The following is a 24,978-nucleotide window of genomic DNA, read 5'->3' as shown; positions in this document are numbered from 1 at the left end:
ACCGCCCCAAAAGGGACGATGAACTGCCCCGTTGGGTATCAAATAAATGAATGCTATCCGTTAAAACCAATAATCGGGGTCTGTACCCGTCTCATCATTGTCATCGTCTACCGTCATCACCGTTTCCGGTTCGGCGTTAGACACTGGTGACGCGTCCGGATTGGATGCCTCGATGGTTACGTCCGCCAGAGCAGTGGAGTTTGACGCCTGGCCAATGCTTTCGGCCATCCGGGTGAGTTCATCCCAACTCTCCGTTCGGCGATCACCCTGTTCCATATCCCCTGCCCCCTCGTCCTCGAAAATGCCATCGAACAACCCGGAAAACAGATCGCTGTCCGGACTGGGCTCGGTACTTTCTCGGGCAGCGATGGTAATAACCCCACCTTTCTGGGTCTCGACCGCGGTGGATGGCTCATCTTGTCCGTAAGGCACGCCGATGTCACAGTCAGACAGAACTGGCGGTGATAAAAGCGGCAGCGGTAAAGACTGATCCGCCGTTGTCAGCAAATCAGGGGGTTCCACAAGATCATCATCCACTTCCCGGCCGTCATCGTCCATCACATGACCTTGCTCGGCCAGCAGCCCTTCGCCGTGGCGCCGGGTTTTGTCCGGATCGGCCAACAGCATGGCGGTGGCGAGAATCTCTTGCAGGATACTGCCGGTAATCGCGCCTTTGTCAGGAATCCTGGCCAATAGCGCATCGATGGTGCCGACCACGGGCGCCACCCGATAATCGAGAAAGCCCAAACCATCGAGCTTGTCACGCATGCGGCGAATCGGCCGGAGCGCATTGCGCGTGACCTGATCCTTACCCAATAGCGATTGCTCGATCAAGTGATTGGCTTCTACCGAGATTTCATAGAACATCTGCTCGCTCAAGGAACCGATTTTGGTTTCCAGGCGTGCAATGTCTTCCGCTGGCAACGTATCCGGCACGCCGACCGTAACGATCAAAAAGTCAAACGACAAACGCGTCGAGACGAACTCCACCGAATCCACCGCTTGCTCGATAATGCCGGCAAATTCCGGATGGCGAACCACCCAGTCCGTCACCGCGGCATCGTAGCCGGCCAAAAACTCCGCTTTGGCGCTGGCAAAGTCCTGGGCAATCCGTTCGAGCTCGAGGGTAATGCCGGCAGCCGATTCGCAGGGAATCGCAAAACCGCCTAAAAACCGGGTACCGACCCGCAAACAGATGCGTTCGGCTTCCTTTTTCAGGCGGTTGAACACCGTCAACCTGTCCGGATCGAGCAAACGCTTGGAACCCAGACTGGCTAAATCCTCGGGCGGCAATTTACTGCCGTCGGCGAGCACCAGGTCTTCCTTTTTCAGTTTTTTGCGGGCGCCGTAAATGTTGGCTTCGACTTTCACCAACACGACACGGTCTAAAATGATAGTGGCTGCTTGAGTCATAAGAACCTCCTTGGGAGAAAGAGGCGCAGCCGGCCCGGATGGGCAGACACGCCCCTTCCGGGTTAAATAAAAATGAACGGGAATAACTTTCTAAAACCAACGATCGTCTGTATCGGACAACACCGAGGCCAGATTCAACCGGGGCTTCAGTAAACCTAACATTTCAGCCGTTGCTCTGATTTGGTCGAGATTCGTGCCGAAAAAATCCAACACGTCCTGTTCAGCCTTCAGATCGGCGGAAACCTCGCGGTTGTTTTCCGTGGCGATACCGATCTCAACGCCGGCAAAGCCCTGCTGTTTCAACGTCATCAAGAACAGCCAGGGCAGGACGCCATGGCCGGGTTTGATCTGGCCGCTCTGCGAAAACGGCTCGGCGCTCAGTGCCAGACCGCTCAATTGCTGCCAGCCTTCCCGGATGGGATGGGGCATCGCGGCATAGTCCGGCAAGGATTGAATCGCATCGATCAAACGCCTGATTTCGCTGGCCAAGGCCAAGCAGGTTTCCTGACTGGCCCGGCAATCGATATGCCAATACAAGGCTCCGCCCAAAGTAGGCGGCGGATCAGACTGGGCTGGATCAGGAAAAAGCACGTGTCCTTCGCTGTCGATCTCCACCTCGGCGACGAATACATAGCCTTTGGCCTGTTTTTGCTTTTCGATATCGAATTGGCTCACACCCTTACGGGTACTCACCGCAGACAAACGCGGGGCGGTTCTACCCCAACGAGTCGTGATCGTACCGTCCGCATTCGCGCTGACCGCCCAGTCTTTCGAGCGGCCATCGCTGTGGCGATAACGGTATAAACGCCACGCTGCCATGACTACACCTGCCAGTCATCGCCGAACACGTCCTTGGCGATGCGATGAATCGCTTCGCGTTCCGACGCTTCCGCCCTGAGGGTCAAGGCCCTGTCCAAGGAATAGGCCAAGGCATTGGGGGCGCTTTTAAAGGTCGCTACCAGTGTCGCCCACCGCACTAAACCGCGGGTCGACAGCGTGACCGACAACATCCCGGCGCCATCCTGACCGCCCATGAAGACCTTGCGGATCTGATTGGCGACTTTGATCATGCTTTCGCGCAGCGTTTCCGGCATGCTCGGCACGACGTCGGCCAGGAGTTTCATTTCGTCTTCGGGCTCGGGATACCCCACTTCCATCAAACGGAACCGGTCCAGAAAGGCCAGGTTCTGTCTCAATACACCCTGATACAAACCCGACGGATCGCCCGCACCCTGGCTATTGCCGGTGGCGACCAGCCGAAACTTGGGATGCGGCAGGATCACGTCCCCGGTCTGCGGAATCGTCAATGGCTTGCCTTCAACGACTTCGTTCAAACCGATCAATTCGGCGGGGTCGACCGCATCGATTTCATTGATCAACAAGATGTGCCCGAGACGAACCGCCAGTGTCAACGGACCGTCGATCCATTTCATGGCGCCGCCATCGGCCAGCATGTATTGGCCGAGCAAATCGTTGAGTTCCAGGCGTCCATGGCCGGTGACGGAATGGACGCCCCAATGCAGCCGGGCGGCCACTTGTTCCAAGAGCGAGGTTTTACCCGAGCCGGTGGGACCGGTCAGATACAAGCCATCGCCATTGGCCGAGCCCAGAAACGCCAGGACATCGCGCAGATGATCCTTGCGAAACACATAGGACTTTTTGATCGGTACATACGGATTGTGCGCCGGGCTAAAACCTTCCACTTTCATTGAAGCGGGCGCAGGAATGCCGAAGGTGTCGGCAATGGAATACTGTTGCATCATGGTGAACTCCTTAAATTTGGGTTGAAACCCGAAACCGGAGACACACCATGCCCCGAAGGGCGCTGTGTCCCCTTCGGGTTAGTAGATTCCCTGGCAGTCCAGGGGATGAATGATGAGTAAAGGTAAAGAAATCGAGATCAGTGGGCCATGGACAAGCGCATGACGTTTGCCAGTTCGGCGCGGGCGACCATCTCTTCGTCCATAAAGCGCAAGATCCGGCGAATGTCGGCTTTCAAGTCGCGGTCGCTGCTTTCACCCAGCAGTTGCCGCACGCATTGCTGTTTGACCCTGATCTCTTCCAGACTGGCCGTTTCCAGCCAGGCATATAAGGTTTTCCAAAAGTCTTTGTTCATGAGGGACCTCCTCTAATTAAAATAAGGGGCCACCATGACCCGGCGGGGCGATGAACCCCGACGGGACGACAACATCAGGCTTGACGCACCTGATACAGGAAAAGGGTGACCTTTCCTGCCGCTCAACAGCGGAACGCCGGCAAGCGCCGGATTCGGGGTTCCCCGAAAGGAACGCCTGAATGTTCTGACTTTTCCTCTACTCTTGGCGCGCAAGATCAGAGGAAAAACCAGGAAACTTGGCCGATCAGACTGACATTCTTGACTATGCCGGTCCTCGCTAAAGGATCAGGACGCCCCACAGGCCCAATAGGCCATGCAGGGGTCCAGTTCCATCAAAGACAACCTTCAGAACCAGTAATCGACACCCGCCAGGTCTTTCAACGCTTCCGCATCGAAAGGCACTTCCGCGCGCTTGCCGTCGTCATCGCGGCAGGTGATTCGAACCCGCTCGGAGGGTTTTTTCCGGTAGGGTTCCAGCGCCGATTCCGTCACCTCCGGCAGCATGGCGTTAAGGACCGCTTTGTAATCAATGTTCCCTTGCACCTGAAAGCGGCTGATCCGCAATCCGGAGTGCTCGGCCGCCAGGAAGGGTCCCATCAAACCGACCAACGTGTGTTCGATCGTGGCTTGCTGCAACTCCATCGCTTTGAGCTGGGCCTTGATGTCGTCTATCTTCTCCGCATTCTGGCGATAGTCAGCGGCCAATCGTTGCCACTGCTGTTCATCATCCCCTTGGGGCAGATAAAGATCGCGTTCCGGATCTTTTTTCGGCTCCCGTCCGGTTTTGACGGCCGACCAGAAATCCATGGCCGTTTCGATCAGTTGCGTGAGAAAGGCTTCGTCACGCTCGATCACGAACTCCACATCTTGCCCCTGGTGATAAAAAAACAAAAACCCGCGTGCGGCTTCGGCGACCAGGAGCTGTTGTTGCACCTGGCACCAATACAATTGATAGGCCGCCGATTGCTCGCGGTTTAACAGCACATCCAGAAAAGTGCTTTCATGCGGACATTTCACTTCCACAGGCTCATGGCTTTCGGACAAGCCATCAAACGATGCCCGCATCAGAGGATAGCGCTCCGATTCCCCGCAGAGCGGCAACAACAGCACCTCGTGGGTATCCTCAAAGCGTTGCAGCGCGTGCGGCTCACATTCGAGTCCCAGGCGAATCAACGGATTATTTTCCAGCGGCTGTTCCAGCACGAGTCCTTTCTTTTCCGCCCAGAGCAGCCAGGGCGTCTTGTACGGCGAGCGGTTCATGATGATCGCCGCTTCACTGGCGCTGATGCCTTGTGACCGCCACACCCGCCATTCGGGCGAGCGCTGCGAAACATTGATGACTTTCATCACCCCACCCCGTGCAACTGGATGTAGCACCCCCAACGCTGCGTCGGTTGACCGAGCTTGACGAGTTGCGCATCACAACGGCGAGTCCAGTGATAGTCATCAAAGATCAGCAGAATGGAGTCAGCTGTCGTCACACAGTGACCGCCATAGCTTTCGACCAGACTGTGAAGCTGATTTTTTGATAATTTAGCGGTGTTTTTGACTGCCCCTTCCGGTTTCCAGGCCCGTTCCAAAAAACTGCGGCCATGGCGGCGAATCACCGTGGGCGAGTCGTAACGATGCCAGTCCGTATGACAGGGTATTCGATTGAATGATTGATCGATGGCGTTCATGACATCTCCTTTTAATGCAGGACGCCATGAAATTCACCCCGGGGGCGAAACATGACGCCCTGGAAGGGTGGATAAACCGACTGGGTTGCCGGCGTGAAAAGGAAAGGCTTGACCTCAACTAGCGTAACGAACCCAAGGTCTCTCTGGCCTTATGCAAGGCTTCCGATGCGACAGTGGAAACCGGCGGCATCGAAGCTTCGTCGATGGTCTGATTTCCAGGATCGAAGGCGTTCGATGTGGCTTTCGCCGCCTGCGACGCCTTGTCCAGTTCGGTAATGGCATAGGTCAACTCCAACCCCGCGAACTTGTTGTTGGCGTAGTCGTAGGCAGCCTTCCAGGCACCGGCCATGGCCGTGCGCCTGACCAATTCCGCGACCGCTTTTTGGACCTTGGGGCTAATCATCGACAGATCGATCACACGGGGACCGGTGTCGGCATCAGTGTCGACATCGACCGCATCGAGTCGGCTGGCACTGCCGTTTATCACGGCCCCGTCGTTCAGCTCGTCAAGGCTTTTGCCGTCCATTTCCTCGGCGGCATAACCGCACTCCTCCGGAAAGGCGGCGCGCAGCGAGGCGGCTTTACCGCATTTCCCTAACTGGCCCTTGGGACGTTTGATCCACATGGCCGTCGGCAGCTGGGAGTTCTTACCGCCCGCGGTGCTGTAGGCCTCCATCCAGTACACTTCTTCGGTAAACGCGCAGCGGCGCCCGCCGACCAGACGGTAAACCGTCACCGCTACCCACTCGGGAAAGGTCACGGTGACCGTGCTTTCCTGCCAGGTCTCGGTGTCGTCTTTGAATTTGCCGGTAAAGGTGTGAGTCACATCGGGCCCCCAGACCGGCCGATCCATGCCCGCCCACAGGCCGGTCCGGGTTGCCGTGGTCTGTATTTCCATAATCGATGGCCAGACAGTTTCCACATTGCGCCCCAAGGCGGTGCTCCACATCGGCACGATATGCACGGGTTTTTTGAAAATATCGAGCTTGCGGGCCCTGCAATAATCCAGCGCCATCATGATAGCTTCCGGAGTTTTGGCCGTCGGAAAGGTCACTTCGGTGAGCACTTTCCAGGATTGCTCCGAGAGACCATAAACCTGATGCGCGTCGGCCGGCATCGGCAGGTTCCGGGTTTTTGGCTGCGTGTTTTTGGATGGATAGCTCATTGCGTTTCTCCTTGATAAAGTGAGGACGCAATGCCCCAATCGGGGAATGACGTCCCCATGGGGTTTAAAAATACCGAAACAGCGAGAACTGCAACGGCAGGGTTAATGAATACTCGAAATGAAAAGCTTTTTTCTGTGAGTTGAAAAATTAACTCACCCATTGCTCACCGCCCAACTCCTCAGCGTCGAGCCGATGCGTTCGAGCGGTGTTGCCGAGGCTTGGCGAAACTCTGCTTATCGCTATTCCCGAAAGCAGTCTCGTGACCGTTTGCCCGATCCAGAACTTGCAGATCGTTGGCGACCACTTCGGTGGTCGTACGTTTCTCACCGTCTTTCTCCCATGGCTGGGTTCGCAAACTGCCTTCGACGTAGATCTTGCTGCCTTTCCTCAGTAACTCACCGGCGATTTCAGCCAGGCGGCGATAAAACACCACTTGATGCCATTCGGTGCGCTCCTGCTGAGTTCCGTTTTGATCTTTCCAGACTTCGCCCGTTGCCAGACGAATCACCGTAACCCGGTCGCCATTGGCTAAAAACCGGATATCGGGATTGGCGCCCAAGTTGCCGACCAGGATGACTTTGTTAACACCGCGACTTGCCATACTGCTAACCTCCTCCGTCCGTGCCCGGATCAAGACTTTGAACTTAAACCCACCGGCACGGCTGTGAGTTAGATGCTCGGGAGGCAAATCACCCCGACCGGGGAATTGGCTTTCCCAGAACAGGATTAACAAATGCACAATGCATTCACATCATCGGGCTTAACGCACCCGACCCGTCGATGAATATCATCCACGCCGCCTGCAGGCGGAACGCCGACGAAGAGTCGGTCCACAACGTCTCGTAAGACGGCAGGAAATGTTATGTTTCCATTTGATCAGCAAAAAGTACCCATGGAAAAAGCCAGGCTGATATAAAAACGAAAATCAGCGTTATTGCCGAACATTGAAGCGGATAACTCCTCATCACTGGCAGCAATAGATCGTTCAATCGGCCATTTTTTGCACGATGGATAAGAATAAAGCAACTTACTATCGGGTGTGATATGGCAACCACTCAAAGGAAAAGGCATGGCAGACACGACAGTGCCGGAGAAGATCGTTCGTCCGGCCATCAGTCGTCCGGTTTTCGAACGCACCATTAAAATCCAGAGCGAACAAGCCATTCGGGTGATTCGCCGTAGCTACGGCCGCTTGATTCGCTCGCTGTATGCGATTGACGTCACCTTGCGAATCGTTGGCGCAGAGCAAGCGATCGATGATATCGAGGAGATCGTCAGTCAAATGATCGGCGACTGTGCGCTGCAACTGCAGCAGGAAAAAGCCCGGCTCGATAAACTCTGCGCCGATAACGGCATTGCTGAAGCGCCGCGCTATACCCACCCCACGGATTTCAAGGCCCGCATCACCTCACCGCAAATCGCCCAGTTTGTGGAGCTGATCCGTTTACTGGATCAGCTGATGATCGCCATTGACACGCTATGGCTTTGCCAGATATTGACCAGCAAGCAATGTTCAACCGCGAGGTATCAATGGCAACAACGATTACACCGATTAGCCCGGCGTATTGTCTCGATCGAACAGCGGGCACACCAAGCCGCCTATGCTCAAGGGAAAGGTGATGAAGTACGTTCAGCCAGAGAAGAATCGGGGTTATTGGCAGAACCGGAGACAATCTCAGAAAACGACAACGAAAGTGAATGCGACGAAAAGGATGTTGAAAATTGAGAAGTCTCCACCCCTCATATTAATGACGGTATAGATGCCTTCATGCTGGGGTCGTAATAAATGTACACGGCGAGATTTACAAGCTCGTGCGAGCGTATTCCAGCCAATTGAGCTTTACGATCGTCGCGCACTTCCTCCGGGCTACCGCGGCCACCAAGCGCTCGACTATCAAGCCGATATCGCCAAGGTGCAAGAGTGGCTAGGCCACGCCAACACCGCCACGGCGCGGATTTACGATCACCGGAAGCCCCAACCGGAAGATAGTCCGACGTTCAGGGTGAATTATTGACTTTCTTTGGTTGGCCGGATAGAAATCAGAATATCCTGCACTAGCAATTTACATGCGAATCAAAATTCTCATCGATACGTGTAATTGGTTAAATGTGACAAAAATCCTTCTACACATTGGTCTATCATAAAGGGTACTTTGCTAAATATGGACTAACTATTCCATGCGAAGATATAAACAACCCCTTTATAGCCCGAGTAGCCGCAACATGGAACAAGGCGCGTTCATTCTCATCGCGTAAGCGGGCTTCTGTCGGATCTTGCGTTTCGATACTGATTTTCAATGGCACAACACCCTCATTAATACCTGCCATTAAAACCGCTTTAAATTCCAACCCCTTTACACGATGCATCGTCGCCAAGCGAATACCCGGCAAATTTCTGTTATCCGATTGTTGTCGAGACAATTTTCGGGTTTCGATTCCCAACTGTTGTAATTGAGAGCCATATTCATCGACTAAATGATTGGTTCGAGCAACTAAACAAATATCTTGAGAGAGCAAGCCATTTTCAATTAATGCTTCAATTTTCTCCCTTATCCACTTAGCTTCTTCATTAATGGAATTAAAGTGCTTAATTTCAGGAAAGTCCCCATGCATCAGCGATCGATAATCGGTCAACGTATCCTGAGCATCATCCATGTCATCAATAACAATTCCTTCTAAGACGTGTGTAGAGAAACGTCGAATTTCTTCGGTGGTTCGGTAATTGATTTTCAGTTTTTTGCCTCGCCCCCGAATATTAATCCCGCATTTGCCTAAAACGGCTTTACGCTGATAAATCCGCTGGTGCCCATCACCGACGATGAAGAGGTCGTCTGGCCCTTCTGGAATCAGGCGGCGCAACAAGGTAAGCATTTCCGGCCCGAAATCCTGTCCTTCATCAACCACAATTGACCGATAACGCTTAATATTCGCGCCCGAATCGAGCATGGACATAATATCAAAGGCCGCATCTTCGATTGTAGTCAGCTTTCTTTGTGTCAATTGGATACGCATTTCTTCGAAAACCGACCAAATATCGGCCCTCTGTTTTCTGGTTAGCGGTACGCCACGCCCCATGCGGCTCGTAGTTAAATAAGCCTGACGCGACCGAACGAACTGCGGCAGAATAACCCTTTCCCATTCTTCCCTATAAAAGCTTGTCGGTAACCCTAAGTTGGGCGAAATTAACCCCTCAGCCAAAGACCAACATTTTTCATATTCACTGTCTTTGCCATTTGGATAAGCAATTCGGAAGTCATATTCTCGCTGCTTCAAAAAATCCACTATCCATGCGTCGATGTGTTGTACGTCAATGCGTCTGAGCTCCTGTGCCGTACAAATCTTGCGTAAACTCTCCTGAATATCGACGGCTAAATTGCTGGTGAAGGTCGTAAACAAAATCCGTTCATTCGTTTCGGTCGCTTGTGCAGCCAACCATTTAGCACGGTGCATCGCAACGACCGTTTTACCAGTGCCTGCACCGCCGAGCACGCGAACCGGCCCGGACCAATGACGGTCGATGAGTCTGCGCTGAGAAGGATGCAGAAAAACCCGCCATTTTTCTAACGGCGCTTCCAGCATTTCCAATAACTCCATTTCGTCGGCCACGACATAGAAGCGTCGTCGCGATGCATCCTGATTGAGTGCTTCGGCAAAATCCTCAGTATCAACCGTTGTCGATTTTTTCGCGGCGTAATCGGCTAATATTTCGTCCAACGATGTCCCTGCCGCCAACAGATACAGCGCTTCGAAGGCTTCTATGGGCAGCGATTTTTCAATCGCCTCCAATGCCTCGACATTGGTCAAGCTTTGGATTCTTGCTAAATCATCCGAAGGGACTCCCAAACTCAATAATGTCTCGTCCGATAAATCAAATAGACGATTTTCCTGCGCTGTCTGAGTTTCAATCTTGACCGGTTCGATCTCCGCTTGATTGCCTTGCAGTATCTCGACCAATTGCAAAGCACCTGTCTGCGGATGGATGTCGCAGCGGTGACTACGTGCCCAATCGTAGGCGTCATCATGTTTATCGACCCACAGAAGAATGTAAACGTTGCCTTGCGCCGGTTTCAGCACAATGCCCCGATAATCCTGATCGATTCGAACCGAACGAAAGTTCACGTCTCGTGCATCGTTGATTTTTTCGTAATTGATGCCGTTCGCCATCGGGTTGTAACGAAACTTTGCGACAAATTCCATCACCTTCTTCTGTTTGGCTTTCGGAATTTGGGCAAACGACTCTAGAAAGCCATCCCCAATCGCAATTTTTAGATTTTCCACTTATCGCTCCGGGTTCGTTAGCAAAGTCAACAACTGATCCATCCAATCCGGGCTATGAACGCTAATCATTACCCATTCTGGTATGTTAGGGAGTTCACCCCTGTTTTCCATCATCAGCGCTATGGAACGGTTAGGCCAAGCCAATTCAGCCGTCGCCACGACTTGCGAATCCAGGTACAGGTCGAGACCGACTTCCGGACAATCAACCCCTGCGGCAACCAATTGCTCCAATGCAACCTGGTCGATCTGACACAAGTCATAAACCTCTTGCCAGCGTTCATCGGTGGATTGCAGTGCAGCCGATTTTTTCAGTTGCTTCGACGACGGCCAGCCTTCCAGCAAATTTTCATACATTTGTTGGGCGACACCGGTTCGAGTCGCCACCGTAAAATAAGGAGCAAATTGCAGCACATTGACCGCATGCCAAAAGCCGCGCCAGATCTTTTCAAATTCCTTGGTTTGTGCCGCCACGGTATCATCGAGAGTAACCGAGATGCCAACCTCTTCTAACAGGCGCTGTTTCGAACTCAGTGCAGCCGCTGGCAAATAAACGGCGATATCGACCGGGGAGGTTCCAGTTTGAATCCCTTTGAGCAAACCGCCAAATGCCATCGCATCTTCTTGAGTCTGCAGCCATTGCCAAACCGTGCCTGGAACAACACTATTCAGTCCCATTGCCGGATCGTCCCAAAGCCGTGCTTTCAAGGAAGGCAAATAGAGCCAACCGATCGTATTGCAAAGCGTAATTTGTTGGAGTTGCGCTAAGGTTTCTGCCGGCTTCTGCAAAAATGCCAGCAAAAGCTTAAACGGCCCGGCTGTCAGAGCATCCTCAATCTTTGTTGCTTTTTGCCATTCAAATCTTTCCGCCAATTTATCGTATTGAGCCAACATCGCTGGTTGATGGTGATTTAATAGATAATCATTGATAACGGAATTGGGCTGTTCGCCGATCTGCGGTATGTCCTGCCACCCCAAGCTCCATACGCGCCGCCCTGAGCGCATCACCGCCAGGCGTTTTCGCGTATCATCGGTCTGGTTATTGAAATGCGGTCCGAATCCATCCAAGTACAAGGCCCACTCGCCAAACTTGGCCAGATCGTTTTCCCTGACCGGGCGCAGCATAAAATCCGGGATGGTTTGTAATAAAACGTCTTGAGACGGCCCAAGTTTTGCCTGAGGTTCAAGCTCCCACACTTGATCAGCGCCGTCTTCTCTTCGCGCATGAATCCAATAGCCGGGTTTGCCATTGACTGTCTTTTTGGTCATTCCGACAGATTTGGACAACGCACTGACAAATAACGCCTCCAAAGGGCTACCCAGCGCGCTGTTCATGTCGATTTGGCTTAATTGCTCGACTGGCTGCAATTGATCGCGCAAAGCCAGAATTCGCTCCAACAATTCGATCGCCGCTTTTCTCGAAATCGCCGCCATGTTACGGCTATCCCGGTAAGCCAGGATACAGTGATAACAACCGTCCTGATCGGCCTGATCCGCACAGGAGCAACTCAACAACAGATCATGAGCCTGCTCCAACAATCCCATCAAATTATCGGGGGTACGCATCAACTCCTTCAAATAACCGGTTCCGCCCGGGACGCGGTCATAGATCACCAGATATTGACGAGGAGAGTGACCATTCGCACCCGATTCCGACATTTCGGTAATTTCAAGGTGCTGCACGTTGCCACGGAAATACTGACGCAGTCCCATATTCAGAGCAGCGATGAATGATGTTCTTCGTACCTCGGACTGTGCGACATCGGCCAGCGGCAATAAAATACGAATGGCTTCGGAATTCAGCTCCCTATACAGATAAAGACTGCTGATCCAGTCAGATTCGCTGACTTGTGCCCCCGGTTTCGATAAAGGGCAATCCAAGGTATGCGCATATTGACCTTTGCGCAATCGTAGCCGTCTGACCATGCCGCAATGCCGGCAAATCACGAAGCCTTTGCGCGCATCGCTTCTACCGGCGACATGAAACGTTTCGGCTGAATCACCCGGTTCTCCAAAATTGATTTCCCGAAAACGCGCATTGCGCAAATACTCGAATCCAAACGGCAGCTCGTCTCCGGCAATCCGATAGCCGCCCTGCATCGATACAGGCGGCACATCCACCAGCAATTGCCGCTGATAAAACACCGGTTCGCGTTGATCGTTATCGTCCCCGATACGATCATTGCGCGCATCCGCTCTGGCATAGACTTGCCGCAGTTTAAGTAGCGTGCGCTTTTGACCGGTATCGGCCCACTGCGCATTACCACAGCGGGGGCATACGCCGTGCGGATCGCCGCTCTCTTCAAGATTTTCGTTGTAATGACACGAAGGACATAAACGCCAGGTTTGTGGCTTGGAAAGTTTTAGATCGACTTGTTCGATATTTAATTGATGCTCTGCCGCATAAAAACGAGCCTCCGGCACCAATTCACCCAGAGCGGCTTGAGCGGAACGCTGAAATGAAAAACTCAAGGCTTCATATCGTTTGCGCTCATCGCCTTCATCACGTGTTTCCCTACGGCGGAGAATCACCGAATTTAACGTGACCCCTTCCTCAGGAAAGGCATAATTGGGCAATAAGCCTTCATCGGTGAAAAAATTCAGCGTCAATCGTCGATTGATGCTGCCAATCAATGCCAGCAATGCCCCCCGCTCGCTCCTGGAATCCGCCAACAATTGATCGCGGGCTTCATCGGCAGGTTGGGCTTCCAATTGCGCAATGCGTTTTTTCAACTCATCGGCGCGGCCTCTGACGGACAAACGGGTTTGCGCAAGCTCGTTGAGCCGATTCAAGATGCGCCATCCCAAAGCTCCTTCGGTTTTACTGCCCAACAAAAACTGATTAATGTGCCCGATACCCTCGGCATCCAGATCAGGAAACAGCACCAAAAATCGATCTAAGATCGAAAGGCCGTGCTCATCGACAAATTTAAGCAAATTGTGCGGAAAGCCATCCAGCCTACCGGTTTCGACCGTATCCAGCACCATCTGCAAGGTGCCAGGAATGGCGGAGGCATCGACGCCGGTTGCCACCCATCGATCAAAACAAAATGCGATCAACTGCCTTTCCAGCACCGCCATCGCTTGCAGAAAAACACCGGGCGGAGAAATCTGTCCCTCCATCATTTCTTTCGGGCTGGTGTAAAAATAAAGATCGTGCCTATGCCCAGTCGCGATTGTAACCGCCAGCGCATTACCGTCTCGGCGCCCCGCCCGCCCAATGCGTTGCAGATAGTTCGCCTGCGCCGGTGGCACCGAACAGAGCAACACCGTCGACAAATCGCCTATATTAATCCCCATTTCCAGCGTCGGGGTCGCGGACAAGAGATTAATATCCCAGGCATTGCCGCCATTGATAAACGAGGACTCAATGGCGTGGCGTTTCTCTCCGTCCAGCAAACCGGTATGTTCGCTGGGAACCAAACGCCGGGGCCACGCGCGATAATGCCCGGATCGCGCCTGCATCGGCGCCGGCTGGTAATTGCCGAAACACCCCTGCCGCAAACATTTCATGCCGATTAGCCAATGCAGTTGCCGGCTTGGCGTCGACAAGCGATGTTGACAGTCCTTGCAGGCGACATCGACCATTTGCGTGGTCACCTGCCATTGCGACGGATTCAGGCCCCAAACCATCTGCTGCCGAACCGGCATGGCATGTAGCCAGCCATCCTTTTCCAGCACATCCAGCGTAATCGTGTACGCCTGTTGATACTCGGCCGAAGCCAAGGGTTGATCAGCCGCCAGACATTTGTTAAACCAGTCGCGATACCAAGCACTTTGGCTCAGCAAATTTTCGAAATTAGTGGAGACCGGATCCACGCTCAGCATAGACGGCGGCCGGTTGCCAAATCCGTAACCCGGCATGAACGGCAATCGGGTCAGCAAAAACTCCTTGCCGCCTTCCTTGACGTAAGTCTCCAGCTCCTTCGTATAAAATGCGCCTTTTTGCCGAAGCCGCGTTAACATCCCCAACAGAAAATAGCGAACATCGTTGACAGGCACACCCGAAAGCATGCCCAGTTCTTCTCGTAATCGATGTGTCAGACGGTCGCAACTGTTTTGCAAGCGATCGTTATCCGGCACCACGGTTGCAACCGCAGAGCGTTCGAGCGTCCGCCCGATTCGGCAACGCAGCCCGAATTCGCTGATCACCTCCCAAGACAGACGTTTGGAAACCAAGTTGGCGACATCGCTGCCGCTTGGAATTTTGCCATTCGTCCTCAATTCCTGATAACCCTGCAACCATTCCATGTTCGGCGCGATAAAAGTGCCGACGAAGGTTTCCTCACTGGCCAATTGCTGCCGCCAAAAATTCGGAAACTCTTGCGACAAACGGGGTAACGACAGTCCTTCTCCTTGGCTACGAATATATCGAGCCAAGGCATTGCGCAGCGTTTGCGAATACGTTCTCGCGCCAAAAAAGCCGGCGCGATGCGCTGCATCCTGAACCGAATCGGAAAACGCGATCAGTTTGTAATCGTCATTGAAAAATGATCCGAACAACTCTCCGATCATCACACTGGACAGGCTTGCCGCGCGGGAACCGATCACGGACAGCGACTCATGTCCACTGCAACAAGGACAATCGGCCGAAACCACGGTCCTATTGATGCCGTTCCGCTGAACCGGTTTACGAATGTCCGGCGCCCAAACCGCAATGCGTTCTCCTTCACAGCCTGTACAGACATTGCTGCCTTTCAACGGCGACAATTGATGGCAACGAACACAAAGCCAGACTTTCTCGTTATCGGCTCTTCTGCGTTCGGAGTCCAATGGAAAAAATAAGGCCGCATCCGGTTTTTGTGCGAACCAGGATTGATAAAAACCCTGCAAATCGGGCTTTATTCTGCGTTCGCCTTCGGCAACGACCGAGCCCCAGGCAACGGCATGGCATTCTCGGCAGTGCAGAAGCGGCAGATGCAGAGGATCGGCCAAATTGCGCAGATCATCGGCATGAGTCAGTTCAGGATTTTTACTCACGCTGGCGACCATCCGTCTGAGCTCGCGCAACCAAAGCTGTACCCTGACCTGCAAGAAAGGTTCGACATCGTCCTTTGTCACAGGCCGCTTTACATCATACCCCGGATTTTTCCAGCGCCGGGCGGCCGAGATCAAAGCCGCCAAGCTATCGATCAAGGTTTCTGCAGCCTCCTGGTTGGGCAGACGCAGGCGCTGCTGCCATTCGTTCGCCAACGCTCTGGCATCGCACAAGACATGCGCTTGCCTTAACAACTCCTGGAACGCCGTCAGCCGCAACAATTGCTCGCCCAATAGGACAGAAGCCTTGATTCGGGCAGATTCGTCAGCGGCATCCAAAGCCAACGACTGACCCAGCCACAACTCGGCAGCACGGCGCAAATAAACGCCCGCGTCAGATTCTCCGGGTCGCAATTCGGCCAGTGCCTCGACCGGCCATCGCGCGATCACCTCCTGATGCACGCTATGACGGCTCAAATATTCATCCACCGCCAAACGATCTTCCAGCACGATCGCATCGTCATCAAACGGGGTGGCGAATACCTGTTGGGCATAGTCCTTAAGATCGGCGACAGCCGACGCATCGCCGATAGTGGCCGAAGTTCCCACGCACGCCATTTCATCACCGGCGCTCAATTTGTCGCGCAAGCGCCGGATCAAACAGGCTAGATCGGTTCCTTGCGCGCCATCGAAGGTATGCAGTTCGTCAACCACCAAATAGCGCAACACGCCCGGCGAATTGAATTGCCACAAACGCTGATCCTGCGGTCGCATCAGCAGAAAGTCCAACATTTTGTAGTTGGTCAACAAAATATCCGGGGGATTATCGCGTAAGGATTCCCGATGCGTAATCACTTGTTCCGGCGTCATCCCTCGATTGTTCGAGCCATCGTCGCCAGTAAACAGGCCGACGCTCAATTTGATGTCGAGCTTGCTGCATTCCTTCGCAAAACGCCGCGCCTGATCGGTCGCCAGCGCATTCATCGGGTAAATGATGATCGCCTTGATGCCCGAATGCCGATGAGACAGACAATAATCCAATATCGGATACATGAAGCATTCGGTCTTGCCCGAGCCGGTGCCGGTGGCGACAATCGTCGAACGCGCGCCGCTGCCGGCCAGACGCCTAAACGCCCGCACCTGATGTTGATAGGGCGTAAATGGTATTGAATAACGGGAGAACGGCAACTGCTCGCCGGTTTCGGCGGTTCGGTAAGGCAGCTTGACCTCCAGCCAGGGGCCTTTCGCCAAATTTCCGTCTTTGTCGAGAAAGTCGTCGATCAAGGTACGACTTGAATGGAATCTAAATACTTGGGTAGTTATTGGGAATGTTAGTCTCAAAAAAGTTTTTAAACCCTCAACTATCTGGCGAGAAACGATAATAGGTAGCATAGGCTTTATTTTCCTGACTCAAGGAATACATTGCTCATCTTGGTAGATAAAAAAATAAGCCGGCCCTAGATAAACATATTAAACTAAAGTAATTAAAGTAACAGTAAAGGAATGGATTTTTAAAATTATCAAAAATTATAATTTATGCGTAGTAATTTTAAATAGTTTGATAAGGCAAAGTCTATTTAAAAGTAATGTACTATTTATTAGCCTTCCTCAATCTTAAGCAAACCACTTTCAATAGCTGCTGAAAGAAGCTTGCTTATACCTCTTGCTTTAGTGCCAAGAATTTCAACTCGAAAACGTCCACGTGTTATTGCAACATACAGTCTTTGATGAGCAGAATAACTTAAAAAATTTGCACTTTCGTCATTCTCGCATGATGATTTTGGTGGAACACGTGTTGCATCAACACCAATCAAAATTACCGCATCAAATTCAAGACCACCTATGTAATCAGGGCTACTCAATAAAAACCTTCCACTCTTTTTTGCCTTTTTTACGATTTCAAAGTCGCCTCGTTGCTTTATAATTTCAATTGGTTTATTTTTATCTTTACAATATTCAACTAGGGAATTAAATAGATCGGGGGCAAAAGCGACAATTGCGATGTCTGAATTCGTTATATCCATTTCTCTAGCTAAACATTCTGCTCTTTTTAACCCTTGTGTAATAAGATCAGTATCGGATATATATTGCAAATATTTTGGTTCAGAACATTTTTTTTCTTCTTCCGCTGTGAATGTACTTATAGCGTGCACCATTGGATCATCAAAGTTAGTGAACAATGTCGCGCCCGATGCTGTAACGGAAAAAGCAAGATTTACAATATCCGGAGAACATCTAAAAACTGATTGGACTTTTATAGTTTTACCGTTAGCTTCTGAACGCCGTTCAGGATCAAGAGCAAGCTCGAAAGAGACTTCAGACCAACCACGATCACCTAATGCCTGAGATCGATCTACAGAGTAAGCAATAGGAAAACGACTTTCGGAAACTGTAAGTCGATGAAATACAGACAACTCATTAAGATTAAATAAATGTGTTTCATCTATATAAATACTATCGAATCCTTCTCGCGAACGACGACGTCGCCAGATAGGAGTACCTAATTGGGCTAATGCGCTTAACACAACATCATCTGTGTCAAATTGCCCCCCGATCTTTAAAAGTTCCTGATAGGCGTCATACATCAAGAAAACAAATGTTTTGTCGCCATCATTTTCAACGGGTAATCCATAATTAAGACGAGGAAGTTTTTTATACTTATCTAAATCTTCTTCTGCGCGACCTTTAATTTTTATGCTTATTTCATGCTGCAACATTTCAGCAAGTACCCATTCATCTGTTTCTGCTAAGAAATCTAAGAATTGAGTAGATAAATAAGGTTTATGAGACTCTAGATCACCCTTAATAATTTTTATAAGGGACTCATATGCATAGAGTAATTGAACCATCTTCGATTCATATGCATCCCTATCTAAAAATTCTGTTTCTGATATGTCAGTATTAAGAACATCGCCGCACAGTATGTGCAATGTTGCAATTTTGACGGATTGAGAAGTATTAGAAGAATATTGATTACTAAATCCCCATTGATCGTTTGCAAAAAACAAATCTTGAATCGATTGTCTTGTCGCTTCACTATGTGCGATAAATAGTGCCTTATAGGGAATACCATTGTTTTTTGCCGCTAATAAATTATGAAGGCATTTTAAGACTAAACAGAGTGTTTTGCCTGTGCCAGCTGGACCTTCTATTCTTTGAGGTGTAGTGAACGAAGAGGATACGAATTGCTTCTGTAGAGTCGTAAGTTTTTTAAGCCAAGTATCAAAGCCTATTTCTCCTGGAAGCTTTTCTATTGGCTCATGCGAAAGGCAAGTTACTGACATAGCAGTTATATTACTTTCACTTTTCTGATCGAGAGTTTTTTTTGAATTAATTTCCTCAATGGCTCCTTGAAGTCCTTCCATTGACCTTCTAAAATTCGTTACACTGGCTTCTTCATTGGGTCCACCACCTTCGTCAGTGCCTATCCTATATACAAGAAGTGCTTTTCCCTTTTCTCTTTTTTCACGTCGTTTCGCATCGGGATTTCTTTCCACTGTCACTCGAAGTGACGTTTGCTGACCAATAGGGTATGGAAAAATAACAGTTTTAGAACTATTTGGAATAAATCGCTCAGAAATGCTTGGTTTTAAATCTTTCCAGTATTTTGTAGCAAATCTCAGTATTTTCTGTAAAACAAAAAGGCAGCCTTCATCACCAAGTGTTAGGAAATAACCTGCTTTCTCAAGATCAATTACTAGATAATTAATTGATGGCTTTATGTCAGAAGGTAAAATATAGAGCCCATCATCATACTTATGGTAAATTGTTTTAGGTGTCGGTCTCTCTGGGACTTTTTTGCCGAATAAAAAATCAACTAAGTCTCTACCCTGATCAAACTCAGTTGACTGTAAAAATCGTTCTGATACTAACTCAGAGGCGGAATTTTCATCTATATAGATAAATTTCATTATTTATTTTCCTTTTTTTTGAGTTTTCTGGAAATTTCAGAAACCGCCCCTTTTTGAAAATCGGGTAATCCGATGCGAATAAATAAATTGGAAAAACTTTGCATTAGATGCTCAATCCATGGAGATTGTAGGTGAGATATTGGCATTGCAAAATCATCTTCTAAACCAAATTTAGGGCAAATATTTTTTTTATTTAAGTCTTTGAAATCAGATTTGTAAGTGTCTTTATCAATGCCATTTCCAATCAACAATGCAGCATCTGAACTGATATGGTGAACTTCTCTGAGAATTACGACATATTCGAGGCTAGTTGATTTAAGTTCTATATTCGGAATATAGTAATAACCAGCCAAATTAAAGGAAATAAGTTCTTTGATTATCCCTTCCAATAGCTTAGGGTATTTTGAACCCAAGTCCTGCATTTCCTCTAGAGTTGGCGTTCTACTTAATATAGAATCTATTTTTTCAAAATTTTCCACTAAGTCTGAAAAATCATTTGCAAGCTTCTTTTTCTTGCTATCGCTTTCTAATTTTTTTATATTTACCTCATAAATTAATCGTGGATTATATACCTTTAACAAGCTATCTGATAAATCACATGCCGCAAGCTTGTTTTTAATATTTCCTTCTATCTCTTTCTTTATCCTTGAAATTAAAATATCTTTACCATCGTGTATAAACCAATCCTCAATAGATACAATTGGAAGGTAACTATATACTGGCGCTTTTGCATGAGCTATATCACATCTAGCTGTTATTACTACACCCCACACTGAGCAGTTTTGATAACGTTCTGCATATGCGCATGAAAATATTGTCCCTTGTGTGAGGGTGCCTAATCTGGCATTTTGAATCATACGGAGAAACTCATTTTTTAAAGTTATATTAAGTATTAATGTAATTTATCTCTTACTTATTTTTATGCACTATCCTGTTCTCCATTAGCCTTTGTAAAATACTTCCAGGCGATACGATAATCTTCTTCGCGATTGGGTTTGAAAAATGGGGCGACATAAGTGGTCGTCCGTTCGGTGGGTCCACCGGGGAGAGTGTCATCCAGAAAGGTTTTGCTTACTTGGCCGGATTTGAGGCTGGCTATGTCTTCCCAGCCGAGGGCGATGTCTTGTTCGTTACGGTCGTCACTTTGGATGCAGTAGCGTATGCCTTCGTTGAGATCGGATTTACGGGCTTTGCGCGGCAGGCCTATGCCGACCAGGCCTTTGCTGGGGGTGAAGACGATGCGGCCGTTTTGGTCGTACCAGGTGTCAGCTTCGTATTGGCGCATCACCGGGAACTGCACACGGTAGATGGTCAGCAGTTCGTCCAGTGTCATGCCCAACGCTTGTGCGACCAGTACGTCGATTTCTAGCAGCGCTTGGCGGCGAGCGTAGTCAGTGCGCAGAGTGCAGTGGCGTTGCCAATTAGGGGTGAGATTAGCGAAGAAATCTAGTGGTAATAAACGAACACCAGAATTATTGTCTTGGTTAACCTTAGACCAACTTATTTGTTGAAATTCTGGTTGCCAGCACTGTTTCCAGAGATCAGTGTACATTTGCGTTATACAGGTAAGCACTAAACATCGAAGCTTAATATCATTTTTGGACTTATTCGATGACACAAGCGGTAACATTCCAATTAAGTCGGCTCTGCAATCGGATTTACCAGTTGTTTTAATAAAAAAATCGAAGGGAATTGAGCAAAATGCCGCATTGAAATCTATCAGATTGCTAATATTTTTGAAACAAAGAGTAAATCCTCCGTCAATATGCGCTGTTGATGGAGGGATTATTGATCCTATGGCCGTTCTTTCAGACGATGTCCCAATTGCTCGTCTATTGATGTGCCTAAAATAGTTTGTGACTAAATTTGCTTCGGCTTGCTCCTCTTCAACCCAACTCACCCTCGGCGTCCGCACCCGATAGTCTTCCTCCGAACACGCAGGCATATAATTCGTCCGCGGCAAATAATCATCAGGCAGGGTTTCCAGATCCAGCACGTCGTAATGCCCTTTTTCTGTGCATTTTGCTCGCGGGGTTTTGTAAAACGGCGAACCAACATAAAAATGTGGACCGGAAAATATCCACTCGCGGCTATCTTTTGGAAAACGGGTTTCGCGGCGAATAGTGCCGTCTTTTTGAGCATTAGTTTCGTGCCACATTTCCAGGGAAACATACTCCCCCTGCAAATCACCCAGGCGTTTCGGCTGTGTGGCGAACTTCTTAAGTACACCGAGTAATTGCTTAGCATGTAAGGCGGGCAATCGGGCTTCTAATGGCGCGGTTCCAGGCTCATCATATAGTTCAGCAAACAAGGCAAGTTCTTTTTCACCCACTGAAATAATACGATCACGATGCCCACTTTCATCCCAGTCATCACCCTCGTCCGATTTGATACCGCCAACTATGCCATTGCCATCGTGGCTATAACAAAGGTCAACCGTTTTAGGCATAAAAAGATTGGCTATGGTGTCAAATCGAGGTGTGGGTGATACCGGCCCAATGATATTCGTGCTGAATTTGACACGATGCCCAATCGGGAAAAGGATTCGTTGATTTTGATACTGAAAATGAGACCGCAGCCTCGAATAAAGGGATCGCCGAAACACCCCTCCGTTGGGATCATCATAAACACCTTCAGGATGCAGAAAACCGCTAACACCTTTAACTGAGCCATTTGCCCATGCCCTCGGTAAAAAGCATTTATACAAGTTGGTTTGCATGCCTTTGAGTTCGGGATAATTGGCGACGGCATTCAGAAAATTCTGCGCTCCTTCCGATTCCTCAAACTCCGACCGCCAAGCCGCTTCCAACTCTGGAACACGATGAAATGTTTCCTCCCGCAAGTCCGCCATCTGTTTGGCGCTGTAATTTTTCAACACAAAACTTGGCTCGAAGTCACCCAGTACCGCGCCACTGTTCCATTCCACTTTCAGCCAGGGCGGATTTCCCAAGAACAAATCAAAACCGCCGTTGGTGGCAAACACATCGGCAAAAGCCAGATTCCAGTGAAAAAAGCGCCTTTGCTGGGCAATCTCATCGGCTCGCTTCAAACGAGGCGAAGCCTTGAACAGCTTGCCGAGATTGACCACGCCGAAGCGGTTGACGAACGGCACGGCTTCCTGACGCGGCTGGGTTTCGGTAAACAATTCCATTTGTTCGCCGCTGGGCCCCACCGGCACGGTATCGCCCAATAACAGGGTTTCCAGGTCGAACAGCCATTCCTCGCGGCTAGGCAAATCGAGAGCGTCGTGGATCGGCCAAAACCACAGCGCGCACCAATAGTCCATCACCAGCTTCAGGCGGCGGAAGGCGCCGGCATTTTCCAAACCTTTGGCTTCCAGTTCCTGCGCCAAAATCTGATCCTTGAAGCCCAGCGAAGTGGGCTGTCCGCTCAATTCAAAACCGTAAATCCGGTAAGGATCGGTCGTTTTTTTACGCAGCCCGGCCAGCGACCGGGCATGTTCCTGCCACAGTTCCTCTACCTTGTCGCTGAGTTTTTCCAACCGCGCCAAATCGGTTTTATCGAACGGCTTGGTAAATTCTTTACGCCAGGCGCTGATGGCTTTGATGTGATCGGGATAGAGCGATTTGACTTCCTTGTCGCTGTAGTTTGCCATACCGCTGTCAGGCAATAGGAAATGCCAGATTTGCCCGGATTTTCGTGGGACGGACATCGGCACGGCCTGAGGCGCCTGATTGAGCCAGCAGTCTTCGTCGCTCGATTTACGGTTGAGCCGGTCGCTGTTGAACACTTCGCGGCGAGCGCCGATCAACGAATTGCCGTAATAGAGTTGCAACCCGAACCAGGGCACAAAACGGTCCTTGGACAAGGCGTTCAGCCAGAGCGACACTTCCGCCAGTTCTACCGCGACCGGATTCAAGTCGATGCCGAACACGCAGTTGTCGGCCAAGTACATTTTGACCTTTTGCAATTCTTCCCGGTATTGATGCTGCGGGATGCGCTCGTTCATGGCCGATTGCATCAGTTCCAGGTATTTTTCGGCCAGTTGATTGATCGCTTCATTCAAGAACGCCGCCGAACCCATGGCTGGCTCGCAGACTTTCAGCGTCAACAGCTTTTCGGCGCGGGCGCGGTCGTCGGCGAGCGGTTCGAGTTGTTCCTTGAACAGTTCTTTTAATGCATATTTGACCAGGCTGCGGGTCAGCACTTCCGGGGTGTAATACGAGGCGGACTTTTGCCGGTCGCGGCCGGCCAGACGGTAAATGAAACTGCCTTTCTTGTGCAGACGCAGGACTTTCTCGCCGCGCTCGTTGCGGTCGTAAACCCGTTCGTTGTCGGCGTAATCTTCCAAGGCTTCGCGAGTCACGAAATAGCCGGTATCGAGATCGTCGGGATCGGTATCGGCTTTTTTGACTTCGTACAAGTCATCTTGGGCGAAAAAACCGCGATAGGACAACAGCGCCTCGTACACCGCGCCCAATTGGTTGATGCCGAGCTGGGCGTAGGAAATCCGTCCGCGCCGACGCTTGCCCTTGGCTGGGCGGCTCAGCGACATCAGCTGAATGATGCGTTGCAGGATGTGGTTGGGAAAGACGACTTTATCGAGTAACGCGGTGCGGTTCGGATCGAACAGGTGCGATTTGAGTGGCGCCAGTTCGAAAGCGTCGCGGCCGGTTTGTTGTCCGATCATGAAGAGGTTTTGCTCAGGCTTATGTTCGGTGCCTTCGCCGACCAAATGAAACAGCATCTGGATCGAATGATGCAGATAATGGCCGTTGCGTTCCGCTTCGCTGGTCAACGGCATTAGTTCCAGATCACGCAAGGCCTCCAGCGAATAGCCTTTCAGGTAAACATCGGAATCGGTCGGCGCATAGCCCAGATCCGGTCGGGCTTCGATATAAAACAAAAACAGCAGCCGGTACATGTAGCGCAGGCACTGCAACGATAATTCCGCCGGATCGAGCGCACCCTTGCCGGTGAAAATGCCCTTTTTATCGATGCGCGCCTGTTCGATCAATTGCTGCGCGGCTTCGTTGCCGAGCAATTCGATACATTCGCGCAAGGCATATTTGAGGTCTTCGGAGACGCCATAAGCATGCTTGTGGGCGTTTTCGTCCAGCGTATCGAGCAGGCTTTGGCCTTGGGCGTCGAGCAGTGACTCCTTATGCAGCAATACCGAGACGGCTTTCAGGGTGTCTATTTCGCGGCGGCTGAACAGTTCTTTCCAGTCGAAACGCAGCAAGCGGTGTTGGGCAAACTTGGCGCGATCCAGCAGCAGCCATTGAAACGGGCTGACCAGAAGCACCCAGCGCGGCGGCCGGGTTTGGGTAAACACGGAGGTGGACAGCAGCTTTTGCCAGTCCGGTGCGTCGGTTCCAGTCAATGTTTTAGCGACCGGAATAGTGTTCACGCTGGTCAGTTGCGCCGGATGGACGCGCAAGCTCAAGGGATCGGCGTCGAATTCGTCACCTTCGTCGAGC

Annotated in this window: 14 protein-coding genes; 1 reads left to right on the top strand and 13 read right to left on the bottom strand. The window is 50.5% G+C overall.

The features are described from left to right. Positions 1-60: 60 nt before the first annotated feature. The 8 genes from JJL52_RS07575 to ssb all read right to left on the bottom strand — a co-directional run bounded on the left by JJL52_RS07575 (position 61) and on the right by ssb (position 6,975). A complete protein-coding gene (locus JJL52_RS07575; RefSeq protein WP_202051788.1) occupies positions 61-1,413 on the bottom strand; it encodes a DUF3150 domain-containing protein in 1,353 nt (450 codons plus the stop codon). A gap of 90 nt (positions 1,414-1,503) precedes the next feature. Next, positions 1,504-2,232, bottom strand: coding sequence for a hypothetical protein (locus tag JJL52_RS07570; RefSeq protein ID WP_202051787.1), 729 nt, complete (start codon positions 2,230-2,232; stop codon positions 1,504-1,506). Between the two features lie 2 nt (positions 2,233-2,234). Continuing rightward, the gene (locus JJL52_RS07565; RefSeq protein ID WP_202051786.1) at positions 2,235-3,176 is read right to left on the bottom strand and encodes an AAA family ATPase; all 942 of its coding nucleotides are present in this window, start codon (positions 3,174-3,176) and stop codon (positions 2,235-2,237) included. A 137-nt stretch (positions 3,177-3,313) separates the two neighbouring features. Then, the gene (locus JJL52_RS07560) at positions 3,314-3,529 is read right to left on the bottom strand and encodes a hypothetical protein (protein WP_202051785.1); all 216 of its coding nucleotides are present in this window, start codon (positions 3,527-3,529) and stop codon (positions 3,314-3,316) included. 345 nt (positions 3,530-3,874) lie between these two features. After that, positions 3,875-4,876, bottom strand: a complete 1,002-nt coding sequence (locus tag JJL52_RS07555) for a YqaJ viral recombinase family nuclease (protein WP_202051784.1) — start codon at positions 4,874-4,876, stop codon at positions 3,875-3,877. Next, positions 4,876-5,208, bottom strand: coding sequence for a hypothetical protein (locus JJL52_RS07550; RefSeq protein ID WP_202051783.1), 333 nt, complete (start codon positions 5,206-5,208; stop codon positions 4,876-4,878). The genes JJL52_RS07555 and JJL52_RS07550 overlap by 1 nt, the downstream gene beginning before the upstream one ends. 118 nt (positions 5,209-5,326) lie before the next feature. After that, entirely contained in the window at positions 5,327-6,373 is a 1,047-nt protein-coding gene (gene bet / locus JJL52_RS07545) for a phage recombination protein Bet (RefSeq protein WP_202051782.1), read from the bottom strand. 179 nt (positions 6,374-6,552) lie between these two features. After that, on the bottom strand, positions 6,553-6,975 hold the full coding sequence (ssb, locus tag JJL52_RS07540) for a single-stranded DNA-binding protein (RefSeq protein WP_202051781.1): 423 nt from the start codon (positions 6,973-6,975) through the stop codon (positions 6,553-6,555). 468 nt (positions 6,976-7,443) lie between these two features. Between ssb and JJL52_RS07535 the strand changes: the two genes are divergently transcribed. Beyond that, positions 7,444-8,100, top strand: a complete 657-nt coding sequence (locus JJL52_RS07535; protein WP_202051780.1) for a hypothetical protein — start codon at positions 7,444-7,446, stop codon at positions 8,098-8,100. A gap of 413 nt (positions 8,101-8,513) precedes the next feature. Here JJL52_RS07535 and JJL52_RS07530 read toward each other — a convergent pair whose 3' ends face one another. The 5 genes from JJL52_RS07530 to JJL52_RS07510 form a co-directional block, all read right to left on the bottom strand. Further along, entirely contained in the window at positions 8,514-10,652 is a 2,139-nt protein-coding gene (locus JJL52_RS07530; protein ID WP_202051779.1) for a 3'-5' exonuclease, read from the bottom strand. After that, entirely contained in the window at positions 10,653-16,910 is a 6,258-nt protein-coding gene (locus JJL52_RS07525) for a DEAD/DEAH box helicase (RefSeq protein ID WP_202051778.1), read from the bottom strand. It lies immediately after the preceding gene. A 314-nt stretch (positions 16,911-17,224) separates the two neighbouring features. After that, entirely contained in the window at positions 17,225-19,537 is a 2,313-nt protein-coding gene (locus JJL52_RS07520; RefSeq protein WP_202051777.1) for a UvrD-helicase domain-containing protein, read from the bottom strand. Beyond that, positions 19,537-20,394, bottom strand: coding sequence for a hypothetical protein (locus JJL52_RS07515; RefSeq protein WP_202051776.1), 858 nt, complete (start codon positions 20,392-20,394; stop codon positions 19,537-19,539). The genes JJL52_RS07520 and JJL52_RS07515 overlap by 1 nt, the downstream gene beginning before the upstream one ends. 62 nt (positions 20,395-20,456) lie before the next feature. Further along, positions 20,457-24,740 (bottom strand): hypothetical protein, encoded by a 4,284-nt coding sequence (locus tag JJL52_RS07510; protein WP_236994124.1) that lies wholly within the window; start codon positions 24,738-24,740, stop codon positions 20,457-20,459. Positions 24,741-24,978 lie beyond the last annotated feature (238 nt).

The sequence above is a fragment of the Candidatus Methylomicrobium oryzae genome, assembly GCF_016745425.1.
Taxonomy (GTDB): Bacteria; Pseudomonadota; Gammaproteobacteria; order Methylococcales; family Methylomonadaceae; genus Methylomicrobium; species Methylomicrobium oryzae.
This window is presented reverse-complemented; position numbering and strand designations above follow the sequence as displayed.

Excerpts from the sequence above, each read along its gene's own strand:
- JJL52_RS07575 (WP_202051788.1), bottom strand. The coding sequence starts at position 1,413 with ATGACTCAAGCAGCCACTATCATTTTAGACCGTGTCGTGTTGGTGAAA.
- JJL52_RS07570 (WP_202051787.1), bottom strand. The coding sequence starts at position 2,232 with ATGGCAGCGTGGCGTTTATACCGTTATCGCCACAGCGATGGCCGCTCG.
- JJL52_RS07565 (WP_202051786.1), bottom strand. The coding sequence starts at position 3,176 with ATGATGCAACAGTATTCCATTGCCGACACCTTCGGCATTCCTGCGCCC.
- JJL52_RS07560 (WP_202051785.1), bottom strand. The coding sequence starts at position 3,529 with ATGAACAAAGACTTTTGGAAAACCTTATATGCCTGGCTGGAAACGGCC.
- JJL52_RS07555 (WP_202051784.1), bottom strand. The coding sequence starts at position 4,876 with ATGAAAGTCATCAATGTTTCGCAGCGCTCGCCCGAATGGCGGGTGTGG.
- JJL52_RS07550 (WP_202051783.1), bottom strand. The coding sequence starts at position 5,208 with ATGAACGCCATCGATCAATCATTCAATCGAATACCCTGTCATACGGAC.
- bet (WP_202051782.1), bottom strand. The coding sequence starts at position 6,373 with ATGAGCTATCCATCCAAAAACACGCAGCCAAAAACCCGGAACCTGCCG.
- ssb (WP_202051781.1), bottom strand. The coding sequence starts at position 6,975 with ATGGCAAGTCGCGGTGTTAACAAAGTCATCCTGGTCGGCAACTTGGGC.
- JJL52_RS07535 (WP_202051780.1), top strand. The coding sequence starts at position 7,444 with ATGGCAGACACGACAGTGCCGGAGAAGATCGTTCGTCCGGCCATCAGT.
- JJL52_RS07520 (WP_202051777.1), bottom strand. The coding sequence starts at position 19,537 with ATGAAATTTATCTATATAGATGAAAATTCCGCCTCTGAGTTAGTATCA.
- JJL52_RS07515 (WP_202051776.1), bottom strand. The coding sequence starts at position 20,394 with ATGATTCAAAATGCCAGATTAGGCACCCTCACACAAGGGACAATATTT.